This is a genomic window from Acinetobacter sp. YH12252, from assembly GCF_013417365.1.
Classification (GTDB): Bacteria; Pseudomonadota; Gammaproteobacteria; order Pseudomonadales; family Moraxellaceae; genus Acinetobacter; species Acinetobacter towneri.
The window spans coordinates 25,744-46,487 of sequence record NZ_VPEA01000009.1 but is presented as its reverse complement, the minus strand read 5'-3'; the positions used below and the strand labels follow the sequence as shown (position 1 = coordinate 46,487).

Here is a 20,744-nt window from a genome sequence, read left to right as displayed (position 1 = left end):
CATTTTTCTATCTTCGCTTACAATTGCATGCCCTCAAAAAGTAGTATGTTTTTGGGGCTTTTTATTAACGGGAGAATTGCCACATGGCAACAACAAATCAGTTGATCCGTAAGGGTCGTACGACTTTGGTTGAAAAATCAAAAGTTCCTGCGTTGAAGGCTTGTCCACAACGTCGTGGTGTTTGTACACGTGTTTACACAACTACACCTAAAAAACCTAACTCAGCAATGCGTAAAGTTTGCCGTGTTCGCTTAACTTCAGGTTTTGAAGTTTCTAGCTACATCGGTGGTGAAGGTCACAACCTACAAGAGCACAGTGTTGTTCTTATCCGTGGTGGTCGTGTTAAAGACTTACCAGGTGTACGTTACCATACCGTTCGTGGTTCTTTAGACTGTGCTGGTGTGAAAGATCGTAACCAGTCACGTTCTAAATACGGTGCTAAACGTCCTAAGAAATAATCTTTTAAAGATTAAGCCCTTAGTTCGTAGAACTGCAATCCTTTATCGTCTCGCTTGTCTGATTTCTGCATTTAATTTTGTGAAATTCAAGCGACGTGTAGTAAGGCCAGCGAAATGCACACGACACTTTGTGCTACGGCTGGATCACCCTGAAGTGTCATATTTATAGGTAGTTTAAAATGCCAAGACGTCGCGTAGTCGCTGCTCGTGAAATCCTTCCGGATCCTAAATTCAGCAGCCAAACAATCGCTAAATTCATGAACCACGTAATGCAAGATGGTAAAAAGTCTATTGCTGAAAGTATCGTTTACGGTGCTTTAGACCGCGTTCAAGAAAAATCTAAAGTAGACCCAGTTGAATTTTTTGAAGCTACGCTTGAAAAAGTTCGTCCAATGGTCGAAGTAAAAGCACGCCGTGTTGGTGGTGCTACTTATCAAGTTCCTATGGAAGTACGCCCATCCCGTCGTACTGCTCTAGCGATGCGTTGGTTGGTAGATGCTGCTGCTAAGCGTTCTGAAAAAACTATGGCGTTACGTCTTGCTGGCGAGTTGCTTGATGCATCTGAAGGTAAAGGCGCAGCGATCAAAAAACGTGAAGATGTGCACCGTATGGCTGAAGCCAACAAAGCCTTCTCTCACTACCGTTTCTAAGCGGATAAAACAGGCCCTAATCAGGAGGGTGATGAATCAGTTGTCACTGAGTTGTCATCAAATCGCTTTAAGTTGCTAAGCAGCTTAAAGCGTCCTGTTTTAAACAACAAAATTTAGGAATGCTAGAAATCATGGCACGTCAAACCCCAATTTCTCGTTACCGTAACATTGGTATCTCTGCGCACATCGATGCGGGTAAAACAACAACTTCAGAACGTATTTTGTTCTATACAGGTGAAAGTCACAAACTTGGTGAAACTCACGAAGGTTCAGCAACAACTGACTGGATGGAACAAGAGCAAGAACGTGGTATTACTATTACCTCAGCAGCTGTAACATGCTTCTGGAAAGGTATGGGTAACCAATTTGACCAACACCGTATTAACGTAATTGACACACCGGGACACGTTGACTTCACAATTGAAGTTGAGCGTTCTATGCGTGTTCTTGACGGTGCATGTATGGTTTACTGTGCTGTAGGTGGTGTTCAACCGCAGTCTGAAACTGTATGGCGTCAAGCAAACAAATATAAAGTACCTCGTTTAGCGTTCGTTAACAAAATGGACCGTACTGGTGCAAACTTCTTCCGCGTAGTTGAACAAATGAAGACACGTTTGGGTGCTAACCCAGTGCCTATCGTTGTTCCAGTAGGCGCAGAAGACACATTTACAGGTGTTGTTGACTTAATCGAAATGAAGTCAATCATCTGGGATGAAGCTTCTCAAGGTATGAAGTTTGAATACGGCGAGATTCCAGCTGATCTTCAAGCAACTGCTGAAGAATGGCGTACTAACATGGTTGAAGCTGCTGCTGAAGCATCAGAAGAACTCATGGACAAGTACCTAGAAAATGGTGAACTTTCTAAAGAAGAAATCATTGCTGGTTTACGTCAACGTACATTAGCGGGTGAAATTCAACCTGCAATGTGTGGTTCTGCATTCAAAAACAAAGGTGTTCAACGTATGTTGGACGCAGTAATTGAATTCTTACCTGCACCAACTGACGTTGAAGCAATTAAAGGTATCTTAGACGACAAAGACGAAACTGAAGGTTCTCGTGAAGCGTCTGATGAAGCACCGTTTGCTGCGTTAGCGTTCAAAATCATGAACGACAAATTCGTTGGTAACTTAACGTTCGTACGTGTTTACTCAGGTGTTCTTAAAGCGGGTAGCCCGGTTTATAACCCAGTGAAAATGAAGCGTGAGCGTATTGGTCGTATCGTACAGATGCACGCAAATGACCGTCACGACATCGAAGAAATTCGTGCGGGTGATATCGCAGCGTGTGTAGGTCTTAAAGATACAACCACTGGTGATACATTGTGTGACGAAAACGCAGTGATTACACTAGAGCGTATGGAATTCCCAGAGCCAGTAATTGCATTGGCTGTTGAACCTAAGACTAAAGCTGACCAAGAAAAAATGTCAGTAGCTTTAGGTCGCTTGGCGAAAGAAGACCCTTCATTCCGCGTACGTACAGACGAAGAATCTGGCCAAACGATTATTGCGGGTATGGGTGAGCTTCACCTTGACATCATCGTTGACCGTATGAAGCGTGAATTCAACGTTGAAGCGAACATTGGTAAACCAATGGTTGCTTACCGTGAAACGATCAAAAAGTCTATCGAACAAGAAGGTAAGTTCGTACGTCAAACTGGTGGTAAAGGTAAATTCGGTCACGTATTCGTACGTTTAGAGCCGCTTGATCCTGAAGCTGGTAAAGATTACGAATTCGCTGAAGAAGTTGTAGGTGGTGTAGTACCTAAAGAATTCTTCGGTGCAGTAGACAAAGGTATTCAAGAACGTATGAAGAATGGTGTCTTGGCTGGTTACCCAGTTGTAGGCATTAAAGCTACATTGTTCGACGGTTCTTACCACGATGTCGACTCTGACGAATTATCGTTCAAAATGGCAGGTTCTTACGCATTCCGTGATGGTTTCATGAAAGCAGATCCTATCCTTCTTGAACCAATCATGAAAGTTGAAGTAGAAACTCCAGAAGACTACATGGGCGATATCATGGGTGACTTAAACCGTCGTCGTGGTATGGTTCAAGGTATGGACGACTTACCTGGCGGTACTAAAGCAATTCGTGCTGAAGTTCCACTTGCAGAGATGTTTGGTTACGCAACTCATATGCGTTCTATGTCTCAAGGTCGTGCGACTTACTCTATGGAATTTGCTAAATATGCTGAAACTCCACGTAACGTGGCTGATGGCATTATTGCTAAATTCCAGTCTGGTGGTAAAAAAGGTGACGACGAGTAATCTTTCGATTACTATAAGCGCAAACTAATTCATAGTTAAAAACCTAATGCTCATGGAGTGATCCTCCATGAGTTGTTTTAAAAAGGAAGATCTCATGGCTAAGGCTAAGTTCGAACGTAATAAGCCACACGTTAACGTGGGCACAATCGGTCACGTTGACCATGGTAAAACAACTTTAACAGCTGCGATTGCTACAGTATGTGCACGTAAGTTTGGTGGTGAAGCGAAAGATTACGCTGCTATCGACTCTGCACCAGAAGAAAAAGCACGTGGTATTACAATTAATACTTCTCACGTAGAATACGATTCTCCAACTCGTCACTACGCGCACGTAGACTGCCCAGGCCACGCCGACTATGTTAAAAACATGATCACTGGTGCTGCTCAGATGGACGGTGCGATCCTTGTTTGTTCAGCGACTGATGGTCCAATGCCACAAACTCGTGAACACATCCTTCTGTCTCGTCAGGTAGGTGTACCTTACATCATCGTATTCTTAAACAAATGCGATATCGTAGACGACGAAGAGTTAATTGAATTAGTTGAAATGGAAGTTCGTGAACTTCTTTCTACTTACGACTTCCCAGGCGACGACACTCCAGTAATCCGTGGTTCAGCACTTGCTGCACTTAACGGTGAATCAGGTCAATATGGTGAAGATGCTGTAGTTGCTCTTGTTGAAGCGCTTGATACTTACATCCCAGAGCCAGTACGTGCAATCGACCAAGCATTCTTAATGCCAATCGAAGACGTATTCTCTATTTCTGGTCGTGGTACAGTAGTAACTGGTCGTGTAGAAACTGGTATCGTGAAAGTAGGCGAAGAAGTTGAAATCGTTGGTATCAAAGACACAGTTAAAACAACTGTAACTGGCGTAGAAATGTTCCGTAAACTTCTTGACGAAGGTCGTGCGGGCGAGAACTGTGGTGTTCTTTTACGTGGTACTAAGCGTGAAGACGTACAACGTGGTCAAGTACTTGCTAAACCAGGTACAATCAAGCCACACACTAAATTCGATGCGGAAGTATACGTACTTTCTAAAGAAGAAGGTGGTCGTCACACTCCATTCCTTAACGGTTACCGTCCACAATTCTATTTCCGTACAACTGACGTAACTGGTGCAATCCAGTTGAAAGAAGGCGTTGAAATGGTAATGCCAGGTGACAACGTTGAAATGTCAGTAGAATTAATCCACCCAATCGCAATGGACCCAGGTCTACGTTTTGCGATCCGTGAAGGTGGTCGTACTGTAGGTGCTGGTGTTGTTGCTAAAGTAACAGCATAATCACTTTATAGTGTGAAAAAGCGCTCCATTTGGGGCGCTTTTTTTATGGCTGTATTTTGTGTGCTAGTTTCCAGGTGGATGAAAGCTTGTCCTACTGTATTGATGGATGAAATAGCTGTTCTTTAAACCTTGAATCAATCTAAAACCATTTTATGAACATTCTTTTGCTGCGGTTTAGTTGCCTTTTTTTCTCTTACATCATAAAAATAATTTTGCTGTCTAATTATTCTTGCTCTTACGTCATAAAAAATCATCGTCTATTTTTTTACTCTTGCGTCGTAAAAATAATTTCATTGTCTATTTTTTACTCTTGCGTCACAAAAAATAATTTCACTTATCATTATTTTTTATTCCTCATGTCCTGAACTGACAACTCACTGTCCTTAACTGCACTTAAATACCGCACAGAAAACCGTAATATGAACTCATACCGAAAAATAAAAAATATAGCGGGTTACAGGAAATGAATGACTTCATTGTTGTAACCTCAGGAGTGAGCAACATGAATGCTAAAGTGAGTATTAGTGAACGTGCAGGGGCGAGTTTTCCTGTCCGTCGAATGAATTTCAACTTTGATGCTGTACCTGAATATTGGATGAATGGTAATGCAGGTCTAACGCATTTTATGACTGCATTATCTGCGTTATTTCCCGCAGGTGAGAAGTTCTTTATAGACAGTGTGCGTGCTGTGCGTTATCACCCAATGCTGAAAGACAATGCAGATTTACAGAAAGAAATCAGTGCATTTATTGGACAAGAAGCCATGCACACGCATGAGCATGTCGGTTTTAATGCCTCTGCACAGAAATTTGGGCATGATGTTGATACTTTGGATTGTTATACAGATACTGTGATTCAAACTACACGCAAATTTATGGCAAAGTTGGCTAAACCGATTGGCATTACACAGAAAATGGTAGATTTAACTGCGACCACTGCGCTAGAACATTTCACAGCTACGATTGCCTCACAATTATTGACCAATTCACATATTCAAGAATTGATGACCGATGACACCATGAAAACTATGTGGTTGTGGCATGCGATTGAAGAAAACGAACATAAAGCTGTTGCGTATGATGTATTTGAAGGTGTGTTTGGCAAAGGTCTGAAAGCCTATGCACTACGTACAAGTTCTTTGGTTATTTCGATGCTGACTTTATTTTTTGTACAAAACTATTTTTTGTGGCGTTTACTAAAACAAGACAAGCAGTTGAATTTGGAAAATTTACGCATGATTTATCGTTATGCCTATAGTCCATCTAAAGGGATTATTACAGGCATGGGCAAAGAAATGTTGTTCTATTTCAAACCGAATTTTCATCCTAACGATTTTGATACCACAACATTATTAAATACTTGGAAAGCTAAATTAGGCTTTTAAACTTTTCCTTTTGGTCAGGCAACGTAAGTTGCCTTTTTTTTTGCTCGATTTTTTTGTCGTGAAATCTATAATGCCTACATCTTAGAACAGCACAAGATCATTTCTTATGATTCGTTTAATGCAAGCCCATGATGTCGCCGATGTGGTTGCGATTGAAAATTTGGTACAAAGTCATCCGTGGAGTGCCAAACAATTTGCCGAAGCGGTAGAGAGTTATCACAGTACCGTGATTGAACATGCAGGGAGAGTGGTGGGTTTTTGTATTTTGCAACCTGTGTTGGATGAAGCAAATTTGTTGTTGATGGCGGTGCATCCAAGTCAGCAAGGCAAAGGTTTAGGTTATCAACTGCTAGAACATTCTATTGCAGGTTTGAAAAACCAACCTGTGCAGATTTTTTTAGAAGTACGTGAAAGTAATTTAGCTGCGATAGCCCTGTATGAAAAGTCAGGTTTTCATCAAATTGATTTACGTAAAAATTATTATCCTAAAACGGATGGCACACGGGAGCATGCCATTATTATGGTGAAATCTTGTAGCGATGATTTTGCCAGTTTGTTTAAGTGAATCTGATCGATGCAAAAATCAGTATTGCATCATTACATTTTTATTTGATGATGGAGTTATTCCAGCCTAAGGGCAGCGTGGTCATTAAGGAGTTTCCCAATTGCTGCACCTCATCGGTATTTAGGCTGCGGTTAATGCGTCGCCATTGACCATCAAGCAGTAGCTCAAGGGGCACATATTGCGATTTATAGTTCATTTTATTGGAATGTGGTACCCAATAACCTAAGTAAACATATTGCAGTCCCAAATGCTGTGCCTGTTCAATTTGTTTTAATACCGCAAATGTTCCGAGTGAGCGACGACTTTCGTCTGGGTCAAAAAAGGTATAGACCGCAGAAATACCATCATCTAAATAATCACAGGTCGATACTGCAATTAAGCGATCATCTTGCCAAACCTCTAAAAAGAAGCTGCTGGTACAACTGTGGATTAGGAATTTTTCAAATTGGTCACGGCTGGCAGGGAACATATCGCCATCGGCATGTCGTTCATTGATATAGCGTTCATACAGCGCATAATGCAAATCACCTGCATCTTGTGGCTTGGTGATTTTGATCTGTAAATCGTGATTGCGTTTCCAAGCTTTCTTTTGCGTGCTGTTCATTTTAAATTCAGCGACAGGAATACGTGAAGAAAGGCATTGGCGGCACAAATGGCATTCAGGACGATAGACAAAATCGCCACTGCGACGAAAACCGACCCGAGAGAGTTCAGACAAAGTCAGCACATCAATTTTATGTGCAGGATCTAAAAAAACCATCCGCGCAGATTTTTCAGGTAAATAGCTGCAATCATGCGGCGGAGTAATGTAATACTGCAAATCATTTAGCAGGGATTTTGGGTGATATGAATTCATTGTCAAGATCCCTCTCTGTTATTGTCATTCAAGTAGGCGCGCATACTGCGCTATTGTTTTACTTGAAAATACACTGTCCTGATATTTTTTCCAATTGATTGCAGGTTGTTTTACAACATCTTGTAACGATTTAAGATAGTCTTGGCGAGAAAGTGTACATGCTCCGAGACTGATTAAATGGTCATTGACCAATTGACAGTCAATCCAAGGCAATTGTTGTTCTTGTCCGAGCAGCATCAAACTATAAAATGCCATTTTAGATACATCAGTGCGATGGCTAAACATGGACTCACCAAAACAGCCCTTGCCAATGCTGACCCCATATAAACCACCGACCAAAAGATCTTGCTCCCAAACTTCGACACTGTAGCCATAACCTGCTGCAAAAAGCTGACTGTAACCTTGAATGATCTCTTCAGAAATCCAAGTTTCATTGGCATAGCTACGGGGCAAGGCACAATTGCGAATTACCTGTTCAAAGGCATGATTGACAGTAATGCGATAATCCATTTTTTTCATGTTGCGGATTAAAGACTTACTCGGCTGATAATGTTGCGGAATAATCACGCAACGTGGCTCAGGACTCCACCAACAAATAGGATCACCCTCTGAAAACCATGGAAATAAGCCATGTGTATAAGCTTCATAGAGCGTAGAAGGGGAGAGGTCTGCACCTACACAAATCAAGCCTTCACCTTCAGGATCAACTTCAAGGGGATCAGGGAAAATGAATTGTGAAGCTGGGAGTGTGTGCATATCAATTGCCGTAAGAAGTTTTGCGATGAACTTGATTTCATCATACCTAAAAATGTCGTGATAAAAAAACCGCTCAAGGAGAGCGGTCTTTAAACTTGGTCACAAAATTATTCACCAAGTGCATCTAAATATTTTTCTGCATCCAATGCAGCCATACAGCCTGAACCTGCAGAAGTAATTGCTTGGCGATAAATTGAATCGGCCACATCACCTGCAGCAAATACGCCAGCCACAGAAGTTTGAGTCGCATTGCCTGAAGTGCCGCTTTGTACTTGGATATAACCATCACGCAAGTTCAATTGACCTTCGAACATGCCTGTATTCGGTTTGTGACCAATCGCAATGAATAAGCCAGACACATCAACAATTTGAGTAGAGCCATCAGTGGTTGATTTTAAACGTACTGAAGTTACGCCTGTGTTGTCGCCCAAGACTTCATCAACTTGGTTATTCCAAAGAATACTGATTTTGCCTTCTTTTTCTTTGGCAAATAAATGATCTTGCAAGATTTTTTCAGAGCGAAGTGAATCACGACGATGCACCAATGTCACGTGTGATGCAATGTTAGACAGGTATAATGCTTCTTCAACAGCCGTGTTACCACCACCAACGACCATCACTTTTTGGTTTTTGTAGAAGAAACCATCACAGGTAGCACAAGCACTTACGCCTTGACCCATAAATGCTGCTTCAGATTCTAAACCTAAATATTGTGCAGTCGCACCTGTGCAAATGATTAAAGCATCACAGGTAAATTCTTCCATATCACCTTTCAGTACAAATGGGCGCACATTCAGGTTTACTTCATTGATATGGTCATACACGATTTCTGTGCCAAAGCGTTCCGCATGAGCTTGCATACGTTCCATTAACGCTGGGCCTGTTAAACCTTCAGGATCACCTGGCCAGTTATCAACTTCCGTAGTTGTGGTGAGTTGACCACCCAATTGTAAGCCTGCAATTAAAGTCGGTTTTAAGTTGGCACGTGCAGCATATACTGCAGCACTATAACCTGCAGGGCCTGAACCTAAAATAATTAAACGTGAGTGACGAGCGCTCATGCACAGCATCCTTTTTTTATTTAGAAATTTATGGAATTATACGTGAAACAGGATGAGTTTGCTGTGTGATTAAAGTTGATATTACTGATCATGTAAATCGATTTGAGCTATATAGAAAAAGTTAACAACACACTTCAATAATCTTGCATCTTTTTCTAGGCAACACATGCATAATAGAAGGTCTGTTATAATTTATAGCTTGCTGTGTGGTGAAGCTTGCATCGTGAAATGCAACTTAAATGACACAGCTAAATGAAATACAGACGCTCCGAATCAGGTGGCTTTTTAAGACCATCGAACAAACAAAAAACATTGATGAAGAATTGGCGACAGGACAATATATGACTGCGGTGTCGGGTGCTTATGCACATCGCTTAATAGCGACATTATTTTTGGTCTCTTTTGGAATATATCTGTTCCTTGCAACGGTGACCTATACTCCATTTGACCCAGGTTGGATGCACATTTCCAGTGACACCCAACAGGTTTCAAATGCGAGTGGAATCGCAGGTGCGTGGATTGCCGATTTACTGTTTGGCTTTTTAGGTTGGGCGAGTCTGCTTCTTCCTGCTTATTTTTTTATTGAAGCCTTACAAGTCTGGTGGCCACGTAGTTTTTTAAACCGACCATTTCGTTATGCTGCACAATTCTTCATTTTATTGGCAACAGCAAGTTTGCTGTATTTATTTTGGCAAGTACCTGCCGATACGTTAGACAATGCCTCAGGCGGCATCATTGGTTTTGAACTTGGGAAAAGTTTATCGCAAATTTTAACCATTTATGGAGCAACACTTTTTTTAGTCGTCTTTTGGATTTTCTTATTTACCCTCGCATTTGGGGTGAAGTGGAACAGAACGTGGGCAACTTTAAAAGCTACACCTGCTTATCTGCAAGATTTGTTCTATCGCAATGTACCTGAAGCAGAATCTGACTTTGACCGTTCTACACCACAGGTGAAAAAGACCGTTGTCGCTGCTGCACCTGTGGTTGCTGTTGAAGTGGCATCAACTGATTTAGAAGCAGCAAGTGAACCCGTGGTTGCACAGGCGAAAGAAGCTGAAACAACTGCGCCACATCCTGCGGCAGAGCGTATGTTTAATCACATGCAGCAACGTGAAGAAGAAGAGCAACAGGCGCAGCAACAGCTATTGGTGCAAGATGAAATTGATGATGTTGAGTTAGAAAAAACCATCGAAAAGGCGCATCGCTTAGAACAAGACAGCCAGCGTATTGTTGCGACAGGCGAAGTGTGGCGTGCTTTACAAGAAAATACCGACAGTCAGCATAACCAAGACATTCATGCATTATTACGTGCTTCTGAAGAACCAGAGCCACATCTACAATCGAATCCTTTTGATGAAGTGCGTCCTGCATCTACGGCATCTCAAGCCACTGCAAAATCTTCGTTAGATTGGGATGATGATCAAATTTTTGATGAATTGCTCGCAGCAGTTCCGCAAGGCAAAGCTGCAAGTGATTTACACAGCCCATTCCAAAACAGCGGGGCAATGGATACTTTAGATGAGTCTGTGACCCAGCAAGAAACAGTGCATCCGCACTCGAATCCTACGGCTCACAATTTTAACGATGATCTCAGCAGATTTGAGTCAGATTTTAACCCGCCATCGTCAAGTGCTTCGAATACGCAAAATCATGCTGTACGCCAAGAGCGCCATTTGCAGCATGATTTAGACAGTTTAGATGACTTGTTGGTGGATGATCTTTTGGGTGATGAGTTACAGCAAGATGCATTTCAAGATCAAGCGCCTGTAGCGCGTAGTACCAGTAGCTATGCACAAAGTTCTGCTTTTGTTCAGGCACCTATTCAGACGGCAGCCACTGCCGCAGTGATGGCAAACGCAGCGACTGCTACACAGGCTGAACAAGCAGAAAAAGTGGCGTTATCCAAAGAAGCATTTATCGAAGCTTGGCAGGAAACCGCAGGCAAACCACTAGACGAAGATGACTTTGATTTTGATGCGCCGCTGACCGATGCACATGGTCGTCCGATGTCACGCGCCATGCAGGTTGCAGAAAAACGTCGTGATTTATCGCCATTACCAGGTTTGGATTTGCTTGATAAAGTCGATCCAAACAAAAAAGTGAACTTCACCGCAGAACAATTATCGCGCTTGTCGGAATTGCTGGAAATTAAATTACAGGAATTTAATGTCAAAGCCAAAGTGGTTGAAGCACAGCCTGGTCCTGTCGTGACCCGTTTTGAGCTGGATTTGGCACCTGGGGTCAAAGCTTCAAAAGTAACCAATATTTCTCGTGACTTGGCGCGTTCAATGTCGATGGCATCGGTACGTGTGGTCGAAGTGATTCCAGGCAAACCGTATATTGGCATTGAAGTACCGAATAGTTCACGTGAAATGGTACGTTTGATTGAGTTATTACAAACGCCTGCTTTTGAAGATCCAAACGGCATTTTATCTATGGCGATGGGGAAAGACATTTCAGGCAATCCTGTGATTACTGAATTGGGCAAAGCACCACACATGCTCGTAGCAGGGACAACGGGTTCAGGTAAATCAGTGGCAGTGAACTCGATGATTTTGTCGATGTTGCTGAAATACAAGCCTGATCAATTACGCTTAATTTTGATTGACCCGAAACAATTGGAACTCGCCAACTATAACGATATTCCACACTTATTGACGCCTGTAGTGACTGATATGAAAGATGCCGTCAGCGCTTTAAATTGGTGTGTCAATGAAATGGAACGTCGTTATAAGCTAATGTCTTTCCTGAAAATTCGTAAATTAAGCGACTATAACCGTAAGGTTGAAGAATCTATTACCAATGGTGAAGATTTAATTGATCCAACTTGGAAGCCGGGAGATTCAGCAACGCAAGAACGTGCACCGCGTTTAACACCATTGCCATCTATTGTGATTGTGGCAGATGAGTTTGCCGACATGATCATGCAAGTGGGCAAGAAAGCGGAAGAAATGATTACCCGTTTGGCACAAAAATCACGTGCAGCAGGGATTCACTTACTCTTAGCAACTCAGCGTCCATCGGTGGATGTGATCACAGGTCTAATTAAAGCCAACATTCCAACCCGTGTAGCTTTGCGTGTGAACTCGAAAATTGACTCACGTACTATCTTGGATGCGGGCGGTGCAGAAGACCTGCTTGGTCATGGTGATATGCTATTTTTAGGACCGGGTAAAATTGAGCCAGAACGTGTGCATGGCGCATTTATTTCGGATGATGAAGTCAACCGTATTTGTGATGCGTGGCGTGAGCGTGGCGATCCTGACTATGTCGATGAAATCTTGACGCCATTTGATGAAGAACCATCTTCACGTGGTTTTGAAGATGGTGAAGGCAGTCCAGACCGTGATGTGTTGTATGATCAGTGTGTAGCATTTGTTTTGGAAACACGTAAAGTGTCGACCTCATCTTTACAGCGCAAATTTAGCTTGGGCTATAACCGTGCGGCACGTATTGTCGATCAGATGCAAGAGCAAGGCATTGTGAGCGAGCAAGGAGCAAATGGGAAACGTGAAATTTTAGTGTAAAGCTTTCACTTTCTGTTTGATTTTGAATCAAGTAGTGCTATAAAAAAATCCCGCAATTCAATTGCGGGATTTTTTCTTTTTACACTCAATCTTTTTGGCTGAATTTAGCCAGAGATTGTGTTTAAACAGTTTAAGCAAACTTGGCTAAAACTGCTAAAAAACCATCTTTTTGACGTGGAAATTCAGCAATCACATCGTGAATACGCTGACCTTCAGGATTAGTGGCATTGACATCGCGACCATCGGCAACAAATTGTGTCAATAGACGTTCATAGTCACTTGGACGCATGTGTTTAAATGCGTGATAGAGTACGTGAAAATCTGCATTCACACCTGCAGGTGGAAGTTGATTCAAATAGGCAAATACACGTTCATCCGACCATGCTTCGTTAAAGGTCGCAGGTTGAGATAATGCCATGGCAATCTCCAGGTATTGTTCTATAAATAAAAAAGGCAAAATATGAGTTCACAAGCGGAAAAGTGTTTTAGTACACTTTATCTCGAAGCATAGCTTCTCGTCTTGCGACGGCAAAGTAAACTTTGTACATCCAGTCCACTCGAAGCACAGCTTCTCGTCTTGCGACGGCAAAGTAAACTTTGTACATCCAGTCCACTCGAAGCACAGCTTCTCGTCTTGCGACTGGGCAAAGCAGTGCTTTGCTATTCCAGTCTCATATTTTGCCCTGATTCAATTTGCTTGACTAATCAGTATTCAGATTATCGCTCTTCAGGCAAATTGATATTCATTTCCAACATTTCAATATTGGCTTCTGAACGCACAGACATTTGAATATGTTGTTCATCGACACCACGCACGTAGCGATTTACCACTTGCATGATTTCTTTTTTCATCTGATCAATTTTTTCTTGGCTTAAGCGTTTACCAAGACCTTGTTCAGAAGCAACAATCACTTTTAAGCGATCTTTTGCTGTTTGTGCGCTAGATGGCTTATCTTCACCGCTAAATAATTTGCTCCAAAATCCTGCCATGTCTACGCTCCAAATAATCGTGCTAACCAGCCCTTAGGTTTCGCTTCAATATGGCGAAACGGACGTTCTTCACCTAAGAATCGTGCAACCAAGTCATCATAAGCCTGACCTGCAGCAGCATCGCTATACAGAATGACAGGTTTACCTTCGTTTGATGCTTGAAGTACGCTCTTACATTCAGGAATTACGCCTAAAGTAGGTACACGTAAAATATCTTTAGAAATGTCATCAATCGTCAGCATTTCTTGTTTATCGGCACGTTCTGGGTTGTAACGTGTAATACACAGGTGCTTACGGATACGACCTTCGTTTTGTTCTACTTTTTTAGTTTTGCTGTCTAGCATACCAATAATACGGTCAGAGTCACGTACTGAAGAAATTTCAGGGTTAGTCACAATAATCGCTTCATCGGCATGATACATCGCTAAAATAGCGCCGCGCTCAATCCCTGCAGGTGAGTCGCAAATAATGTAATCAAACTCTTGTGCCAACTCATCTATAATACGTGCCACGCCTTCATCGGTGAGGGCATCTTTATCACGGGTTTGTGAGGCTGGAAGAATATAAAGGTTTTCAATATCTTTATCGCGAATTAATGCTTGTTGTAAACGCGCTTCATTATTTAAAACATTCACAAAATCATAAACAACGCGACGTTCACAACCCATAATTAAGTCAAGGTTACGTAAACCCACGTCAAAATCGATAACAACAGTTTTGTGACCACGTAGGGCTAAACCTGTTGCAAAAGATGCACTTGTAGTGGTTTTACCTACGCCACCTTTGCCTGATGTTACGACAACAATTTTCGCCACCGAATCCACTCCTGTTATGGTTTAAATTCCCCTATATTTTTTGGGGATTTTTGGTGATTATTTATACATTAAAATTGTAGAGCTTCAAATACAAGCTCTTGGTTATCATTTAAGTAAATATGCACAGGTTTTTTGGTCACATGCTGTGGAATGTCGTCCGCAACGCAATATGTGCCTGCAATAGATACCAATTCTGCTTCTAGGGAATGGCAGAAAATTCGTGCTGCAATATTCCCGCCCGCGCCGGCAATGACTCTACCACGTACACTACCATAAATATGTATATTTCCTGAAGCAATCACTTCTGAACCGCTGTTAATGCCTGCGGTTAAAATGATGTCGCCCTGATGCTGTACCAGACATTGGCCTGTACGCAAAATTTCATCGTGATACGACGTAATATGTGCCACTGCAGGTGCCGTTTCAGCGACTTGATTTTCAGCCTGTTGTTCTGCGGCAGGCTCAGGTTTAACTTCCACCACTTGTTCTTTGGTCGCTTTCACTTCCTGAAGTGGGCGGTCTTGTGGAATCACAGGAAATTGAATGGCACGTGCCTGATCGCCCAATAGTCCTTCGGTCACCGCAATTGGCTGTGCCTCTAAACTGATGAGTAATTGAATCAGTGCAATCAGTTCCTGTTCGACTGAACTTTCAATGACCACCAAAACACCTGGTGGAAATGATTTTTGCAACATTGGGCTTAGTTGCTGGCGGATCGCATCATGATCATTGGTGTCTAAGCTAATGCGAATCGCATTGACCAATCTGCCTTTTATCCGTATGTCAGCCATAATAATTCCTTAACACTTCTGACTCTGCTGGTTGTCGAAGTCATATTATAAATAGAGCAAATCCTAGAACAAATCGGGTGAATTCTCTAGTTGCATGACTAAAAATATTTATCCCAATCGTAAAAATGTTAAAACGCACTCATGAAATATGCTGTTGTTGTCCTTCATCTAAAATTTGTTGCCATTGTTTGACTTTTACTTGTTTACGAATGGCTTCCAAACTTTCAAATACTGCTGACTCTACTAATTTATCAATATGCTGATTATGTTCAACTTCTATCTGACTAATTTTTTCGGCAATCATTTGATACGTCGGGTTGCTGGACTGTGAGTTGTGTTGTGCAAAAGGTTCAATCAAACCTTGGGTAATGTTTTCGCCCAGTCGCTGACCAATACTTTGAATTTGCTGTTCAATACGACCGCCAACCAATGGAATCAGACGCAGAAGCTGAGTTAGCTCAGGTGTATCTTCAATGGCTTGATTGACCACCAGCCCTACGTTTTTTGCAATCAGGTGGCGTTGGGCTTGCAACTCTTTACCCAAGGATTCTTGCAGAATATCCGCCAGTGCAATGGCCAGTAACTGACGATGCCGCTCGACCAAATCATCAATAAACTGTTTGTGTGTGGTGCTGGTGGTCAGTTCACGCTGTACGCCATTCAGCACCGTCAGTACCACTCGGCTACTCAGTTCTTCCATCAATAAGCTGTAATAGAAGTTGCCACGTTTATACCAGCTATTTGGGATAACTTTATAACCGTGACTATGCAGGTTGTAGCCAATAGCAAAGGCGCGTAATAAACGTAAAAAACGTAGCTGTGGAATGATTGCGAGAATTTCATACCAGTGAACAAACGGAAAGAACCACCAACGTTGATGATGCTTAAAAATAATGGCAATGCCCCAGCGCACCCCCAATTCCACAATTAAAAATGTGGTAAACCAACCTTCGGTGATAATCACCCAAGGACGTAACTCGCCCCGATAAAACTGTAAGATTTCAGGCAGGCGAATAAAGTCGAACAGCCATTCACCAAAATCACTCATTAAAATGGCATTGGCACTTAAACAGAACAAGTTGAAGATGATTAAACCCATCAAGAACAAGTCATAAATTAAGGCAATTTTCCAACCCCATGAATCTTTAGGCAGGGTATGGAATGAGGATTTGATTACAGGCTCTTCAGACTTTTTCATGGTTCACCTGATTGGGTTAGGCCGTCGGGGCAGCAAATTTTTGTTGCATGGATTCAATCAGCTGATCTTTTTCCAACCATAATTCATGCACCCATTGCTGGAAACGCTCACGGTATTCCGCATCATCTTCGTAATTACCACCCAAGACCCAGTCTGGAATGTTGATTTTTCGTAAATTTACCGCAATGCGAGGAACTTCTCCGAGCCAGAACTCGCTATAGCCAGGCACGCCGTCTGGGTAAACAATGGTCATATCCACCAAAGCATCAATTTGATCGCCCAAAATATTCAAAGCCAGCGCTAAACCACCCGCTTTAGGCTTTAATAAATGTTGATATGGCGATTGCTGCTGATCATGTTTTTCTTGAGTAAAGCGAGTGCCTTCTAAATAGTTGAGCAGGGTAAAGGGCTGACTCAACAACTGTTGGCAAGCTTTACGTGCTTCTTCCATATCACGATCTTTCAGTTCAGGTTTTTTAGCAATCTGGGCTTTGGTATGCCGTTTCATCATTGGGAAGCCTAAAATTTTAAAGGCCTGACCAACAAATGGAATAAAGATCAGTTCCCACTTGGTAAAGAAGCGGGTCAGTGGCATGCGGGTTAAACCAAAATATTGATTGACCGTAGTGTCTACCCAGCTTTGGTGGTTACAGGTCATCAGGTAACGACCTTGCATACTGAGTGCCAAGTCTTCATCAATACTGATGTCCCACTTTGTGTTGGGTAAAACATGGTCAATCAGCCAGTTATTGACACTTAGCCAACTGTTGGTAATTTGAATATTGGTTTCATCGACCTTGCGGGACTGTTTAAGCAGTTTGGTCAAGCCCAGCGCCAACACAGGTGGACCGTGAAAAAATGTACTGCCAGTAATGACTGTACCCACGGTGAGTCCTTTTGTGATTTTTTTTAATAAAGGGTGTTTTTTAGCTTGCGATGACATAAAAATCGGTCCTGAAGAAAAATCGTCCAATGCGTCACATATTGATTTATAGACTCAATATAAATGTTGTTTTTAAAATAAAAAAGTGTTGAAGTGAAAGTGTGTAGAAATTGTGATGAAGTTATACCAAGATTTGTACACGATCATGAAGATTTGTAAGCAAAAGTTTTTTTATTAACAAAAAATCAATGGTCTAAGTCTATTTTTTCATTCAATATTTGCATCATACAACAAAACACAAAGTAAGGAGGCATGCCATGCGTGCACTAGCAATTTCAGCAGCAGTCGTAGGGGCAATGGTTTTAACTGGTTGTCAAACGACTGGTAACAACCTTGGTGGTATGGAATATGACAAAACTGCGTTAGGCACAGTAATTGGTGCTGCTGCAGGTTATGGGGTCTCTAAAAGTAACGCAAATACAAGTGCACAAAACAACCGTGCTGCAGCAATTGGTGCTGTAGTGGGTGCTGCTGCGGGTGTTTATCTTGACAATAAAGAAAAACAACTTCGTCAACAAATGGCTGGTACAGGCGTAGAAGTAAACCGTAATGCCGATGGTTCTGTTGGCTTGATCATGCCGGGTAACATCACGTTTGATACTAACAAATCAAACATCAAACCAAACTTCTATTCTACCTTGGACAAAGTAGCGCAAACGCTAACCCAAGATAACAAGAGCGGTATTTTAGTGACTGGTTATACTGACAGCACTGGTAATGACTCAATCAACATCCCATTGTCGCAAGCACGTGCTCAATCGGTTGCAAACTACTTGTCTAGCCGTGGTGTATCAACTTCACGTATTAATGCACAAGGTCACGGTGCTGCAAACCCAATCGCATCGAATGCGACTGCAGAAGGTCGTGAGCAAAACCGTCGTGTAGAAATCAGCATTTATGCAATCCAATAATTTGGCATAGCATAAGTTGTAAAGAACCGCCTTCGGGCGGTTTTTTCATGTCAAAAATTTAGTATTGCGTAGTTGCACACTCAGCAAATAGACAATGACGCCTAAAGCAGCATTTTAGATTAGTCATCTTAGTCTGAGATGACTATAATCGAGCTCGAACCGAAATAGAGGAAATACTATGTCACTGGCAAGTCAGTTAAACGACAAGCAACTTGAAGCGATGAAATACACTCAAGGACCCTTGTTAGTGCTTGCAGGGGCTGGTTCAGGTAAAACATCGGTGATTACCCGAAAAATTGCTTATTTGGTTAAGCATTGCGGCATTCCTGCGTATCGCATTACAGCAATGACTTTTACCAACAAAGCTGCACGTGAAATGAAAGAGCGTGTGACCAAATTGTTGTCTCGTGAAGAAGCCAAAGGTTTGTCGGTGTCGACCTTTCACACCTTTGGTCTGAACTTGTTGCGCCTTGAATTAAAACATACGCCATTAAAAGCCAATTTTTCTATTTTAGATGCCGATGACTGCAAACGTATTCTGATGGATTTAATGCACCGTGATAATTTGTCAGGTGCAGAAAGCAAGGAACTGATTGCCAAAGCCATGAAGATGATTTCAGATTGGAAAAACGATCTGATAGCACCAGAGCAGGCACATACCACTTGTGAAACGCCAGAAGACATTCAGTTTGCGCATTTATATCAACTCTATGAACGTAATTTACGAGCTTACAACGCAGTCGATTTTGACGATTTGATTGTGATGCCGACTCGTTTATTGCAAGAAAATGCTGAAGTACGTGACAAGTGGCAGAACCGTGTTCGCTATTTATTGGTCGACGAGTATCAGGACACCAACACCGCACAGTATATTTTGGTGAAATTGCTGGTGGGCGTGATGGGGCAGTTCACCGCAGTAGGTGATGATGACCAATCCATTTACGCATGGCGTGGTGCCAAGCCAGAAAATATGGCTTTGCTTAAAGAAGACTTCCCAAATTTAAAAGTGATTAAACTTGAGCAGAACTATCGCTCGACCAGCCGTATTCTGAAAGCTGCCAATACCGTGATTGGTAATAATCCGCATATTTTTGACAAAAAACTGTGGTCAGATAAAGGTCATGGTGAAGTGATTCGGGTAATTACATGCCGCAATGATGATGATGAATCAGAACGCGTGGTGAAAGATTTACTTACACATAAACTGATGAACGGCAAAAGCTGGAAAGATTATGCAATTTTGTACCGTGGGAACTTTCAGGCACGTATTCTGGAAACCCAATTACGTCAAATGCAAATTCCTTACAAGCTTTCGGGGGGGCAGTCATTCTTCGCACGTGCTGAAATCAAAGACATCATGAGTTATTTGCGTCTGATTATTAACCCTGAAGATGACAGCGCATTCTTACGCATTATTAACACGCCTAAACGCGCGATTGGTCCTGTGACTTTGGAAAAACTAGGGCTGTTTGCACAGGAAAACCATTTGTCATTATTGGCTGCTGCAGGTGATCAGCGCCTAACCATGGCAATTCCGAAAAAAGCCACGACACAGTTGGCTGAGTTTGCAGATTTTATTAGCAATTTCACGCGTAACTTATTGGAAGATGATGAACCTGTGCCGATCATTCGTCAGATGATGCTAGAAGCAGGTTATATTGATTACATTAAAGAGCAAGCGGCCACACCTGCGCAGGAAAAAACCAAGCTAGACAATATTGAAGTGCTATACAGCAGTATTCAAAGTTTGATTAACCGCGCTGAAGATGTCGATGAAAAAAATATTGAAAGTGTGATTCGTAAAATGGTGCTGCTGGATATGCTTGAGCAGCAACAAGAAGAAGAAGACACCGACAAAGTCAATTTGCTGACCTTGCATGCTTCTAAAGGTTTGGAATTTCCATACGTGTATTTGATTGGCTTGGAAGAAGAGTTGTTGCCACATAAAAACTCGATTGTGGCAGATACCGTTGAAGAAGAGCGCCGTTTAATGTACGTGGGTATTACCCGTGCACGTCAGGGTTTAACCATTACCTTGGCAGAACAGCGCAAGGCGGGTGGGCAAATGAAACAAATGACACCAAGTCGTTTCTTGGATGAATTACCGCAAGATGAGCTGGAATGGCTCGGACGCAAGAAAAAACTGGCAGGTGATGTTGATCCAAAACAACAGGCGCAGCATTATTTGGAAAATTTACGCGCACTGATTAAACGCTAATCTAAGTTTAAAAAACATACAGCTATATTGATGCAAAAACTGCATCAAAAGCCACAGTAAAAATTG

Annotated in this window: 18 protein-coding genes; 9 read left to right on the top strand and 9 right to left on the bottom strand. The window is 42.1% G+C overall.

What is annotated here, in order from left to right; translation table 11 throughout:
- Positions 1 to 83 precede the first annotated feature (83 nt).
- From rpsL to rimI, 6 genes are all read left to right on the top strand, one after another.
- Positions 84 to 458 carry a 30S ribosomal protein S12 gene (gene rpsL / locus FTV28_RS10160; protein WP_000246374.1) on the top strand — a complete coding sequence of 125 codons (375 nt, stop codon included), beginning with the start codon at positions 84 to 86 and terminating at the stop codon, positions 456 to 458.
- Positions 459 to 637: 179 nt separating this feature from the next.
- Complete coding sequence (gene rpsG / locus FTV28_RS10155) at positions 638 to 1,108, top strand: 30S ribosomal protein S7 (protein ID WP_004975277.1); 471 nt, start codon at positions 638 to 640, stop codon at positions 1,106 to 1,108.
- Positions 1,109 to 1,239: 131 nt separating this feature from the next.
- Entirely contained in the window at positions 1,240 to 3,375 is a 2,136-nt protein-coding gene (fusA, locus tag FTV28_RS10150) for an elongation factor G (RefSeq protein ID WP_179990306.1), read from the top strand.
- Between the two features lie 94 nt (positions 3,376 to 3,469).
- On the top strand, positions 3,470 to 4,660 hold the full coding sequence (gene tuf / locus FTV28_RS10145) for an elongation factor Tu (protein ID WP_004975768.1): 1,191 nt from the start codon (positions 3,470 to 3,472) through the stop codon (positions 4,658 to 4,660).
- A 502-nt stretch (positions 4,661 to 5,162) separates the two neighbouring features.
- Complete coding sequence (locus FTV28_RS10140) at positions 5,163 to 6,044, top strand: metal-dependent hydrolase (protein ID WP_004975282.1); 882 nt, start codon at positions 5,163 to 5,165, stop codon at positions 6,042 to 6,044.
- A 106-nt stretch (positions 6,045 to 6,150) separates the two neighbouring features.
- Positions 6,151 to 6,609: a ribosomal protein S18-alanine N-acetyltransferase gene (gene rimI / locus FTV28_RS10135; protein ID WP_004975283.1), complete on the top strand. Its 459-nt coding sequence runs from the start codon at positions 6,151 to 6,153 to the stop codon at positions 6,607 to 6,609.
- Between the two features lie 40 nt (positions 6,610 to 6,649).
- Here rimI and FTV28_RS10130 read toward each other — a convergent pair whose 3' ends face one another.
- From FTV28_RS10130 to trxB, 3 genes are all read right to left on the bottom strand, one after another.
- Positions 6,650 to 7,465, bottom strand: coding sequence for an arginyltransferase (locus FTV28_RS10130; RefSeq protein WP_131261724.1), 816 nt, complete (start codon positions 7,463 to 7,465; stop codon positions 6,650 to 6,652).
- A gap of 24 nt (positions 7,466 to 7,489) precedes the next feature.
- Complete coding sequence (gene aat, locus FTV28_RS10125; protein ID WP_179990304.1) at positions 7,490 to 8,221, bottom strand: leucyl/phenylalanyl-tRNA--protein transferase; 732 nt, start codon at positions 8,219 to 8,221, stop codon at positions 7,490 to 7,492.
- A gap of 107 nt (positions 8,222 to 8,328) precedes the next feature.
- On the bottom strand, positions 8,329 to 9,282 hold the full coding sequence (gene trxB, locus FTV28_RS10120) for a thioredoxin-disulfide reductase (RefSeq protein WP_004975288.1): 954 nt from the start codon (positions 9,280 to 9,282) through the stop codon (positions 8,329 to 8,331).
- A 341-nt stretch (positions 9,283 to 9,623) separates the two neighbouring features.
- Here trxB and FTV28_RS10115 point away from each other — a divergent pair, with 341 nt between their 5' ends.
- Complete coding sequence (locus FTV28_RS10115) at positions 9,624 to 12,812, top strand: DNA translocase FtsK (protein WP_179990349.1); 3,189 nt, start codon at positions 9,624 to 9,626, stop codon at positions 12,810 to 12,812.
- 130 nt (positions 12,813 to 12,942) lie between these two features.
- Here FTV28_RS10115 and FTV28_RS10110 read toward each other — a convergent pair whose 3' ends face one another.
- From FTV28_RS10110 to FTV28_RS10085, 6 genes are all read right to left on the bottom strand, one after another.
- Entirely contained in the window at positions 12,943 to 13,230 is a 288-nt protein-coding gene (locus FTV28_RS10110) for a PA4642 family protein (protein WP_004975291.1), read from the bottom strand.
- 299 nt (positions 13,231 to 13,529) lie between these two features.
- Entirely contained in the window at positions 13,530 to 13,802 is a 273-nt protein-coding gene (minE, locus tag FTV28_RS10105; protein ID WP_004975292.1) for a cell division topological specificity factor MinE, read from the bottom strand.
- Between the two features lie 2 nt (positions 13,803 to 13,804).
- Positions 13,805 to 14,617: a septum site-determining protein MinD gene (gene minD, locus FTV28_RS10100; protein WP_179990302.1), complete on the bottom strand. Its 813-nt coding sequence runs from the start codon at positions 14,615 to 14,617 to the stop codon at positions 13,805 to 13,807.
- A 68-nt stretch (positions 14,618 to 14,685) separates the two neighbouring features.
- Positions 14,686 to 15,408, bottom strand: a complete 723-nt coding sequence (gene minC / locus FTV28_RS10095) for a septum site-determining protein MinC (RefSeq protein WP_019838277.1) — start codon at positions 15,406 to 15,408, stop codon at positions 14,686 to 14,688.
- A gap of 139 nt (positions 15,409 to 15,547) precedes the next feature.
- Positions 15,548 to 16,606 carry a preprotein translocase subunit SecA gene (locus FTV28_RS10090; protein WP_179990300.1) on the bottom strand — a complete coding sequence of 353 codons (1,059 nt, stop codon included), beginning with the start codon at positions 16,604 to 16,606 and terminating at the stop codon, positions 15,548 to 15,550.
- 16 nt (positions 16,607 to 16,622) lie between these two features.
- Positions 16,623 to 17,549: an acyltransferase gene (locus FTV28_RS10085; protein WP_168418245.1), complete on the bottom strand. Its 927-nt coding sequence runs from the start codon at positions 17,547 to 17,549 to the stop codon at positions 16,623 to 16,625.
- Between the two features lie 257 nt (positions 17,550 to 17,806).
- On the opposite strand from FTV28_RS10085, the gene FTV28_RS10080 reads away from it, so the two are divergent.
- Complete coding sequence (locus FTV28_RS10080) at positions 17,807 to 18,460, top strand: OmpA family protein (RefSeq protein WP_179990298.1); 654 nt, start codon at positions 17,807 to 17,809, stop codon at positions 18,458 to 18,460.
- Positions 18,461 to 18,638: 178 nt separating this feature from the next.
- Entirely contained in the window at positions 18,639 to 20,678 is a 2,040-nt protein-coding gene (locus FTV28_RS10075) for a UvrD-helicase domain-containing protein (RefSeq protein ID WP_168418243.1), read from the top strand.
- Positions 20,679 to 20,744 lie beyond the last annotated feature (66 nt).

Bases quoted from the DNA above. Each gene is read 5' to 3' on its own strand.
- rimI (WP_004975283.1), top strand. From the start codon at position 6,151: ATGATTCGTTTAATGCAAGCCCATGATGTCGCCGATGTGGTTGCGATT.
- minC (WP_019838277.1), bottom strand. From the start codon at position 15,408: ATGGCTGACATACGGATAAAAGGCAGATTGGTCAATGCGATTCGCATT.
- FTV28_RS10075 (WP_168418243.1), top strand. From the start codon at position 18,639: ATGTCACTGGCAAGTCAGTTAAACGACAAGCAACTTGAAGCGATGAAA.
- tuf (WP_004975768.1), top strand. From the start codon at position 3,470: ATGGCTAAGGCTAAGTTCGAACGTAATAAGCCACACGTTAACGTGGGC.
- FTV28_RS10140 (WP_004975282.1), top strand. From the start codon at position 5,163: ATGAATGCTAAAGTGAGTATTAGTGAACGTGCAGGGGCGAGTTTTCCT.
- FTV28_RS10130 (WP_131261724.1), bottom strand. From the start codon at position 7,465: ATGAATTCATATCACCCAAAATCCCTGCTAAATGATTTGCAGTATTAC.
- rpsG (WP_004975277.1), top strand. From the start codon at position 638: ATGCCAAGACGTCGCGTAGTCGCTGCTCGTGAAATCCTTCCGGATCCT.
- fusA (WP_179990306.1), top strand. From the start codon at position 1,240: ATGGCACGTCAAACCCCAATTTCTCGTTACCGTAACATTGGTATCTCT.
- FTV28_RS10110 (WP_004975291.1), bottom strand. From the start codon at position 13,230: ATGGCATTATCTCAACCTGCGACCTTTAACGAAGCATGGTCGGATGAA.
- trxB (WP_004975288.1), bottom strand. From the start codon at position 9,282: ATGAGCGCTCGTCACTCACGTTTAATTATTTTAGGTTCAGGCCCTGCA.
- FTV28_RS10080 (WP_179990298.1), top strand. From the start codon at position 17,807: ATGCGTGCACTAGCAATTTCAGCAGCAGTCGTAGGGGCAATGGTTTTA.
- aat (WP_179990304.1), bottom strand. From the start codon at position 8,221: ATGCACACACTCCCAGCTTCACAATTCATTTTCCCTGATCCCCTTGAA.
- FTV28_RS10090 (WP_179990300.1), bottom strand. From the start codon at position 16,606: ATGAAAAAGTCTGAAGAGCCTGTAATCAAATCCTCATTCCATACCCTG.
- FTV28_RS10115 (WP_179990349.1), top strand. From the start codon at position 9,624: ATGACTGCGGTGTCGGGTGCTTATGCACATCGCTTAATAGCGACATTA.
- FTV28_RS10085 (WP_168418245.1), bottom strand. From the start codon at position 17,549: ATGTCATCGCAAGCTAAAAAACACCCTTTATTAAAAAAAATCACAAAA.
- minE (WP_004975292.1), bottom strand. From the start codon at position 13,802: ATGGCAGGATTTTGGAGCAAATTATTTAGCGGTGAAGATAAGCCATCT.
- rpsL (WP_000246374.1), top strand. From the start codon at position 84: ATGGCAACAACAAATCAGTTGATCCGTAAGGGTCGTACGACTTTGGTT.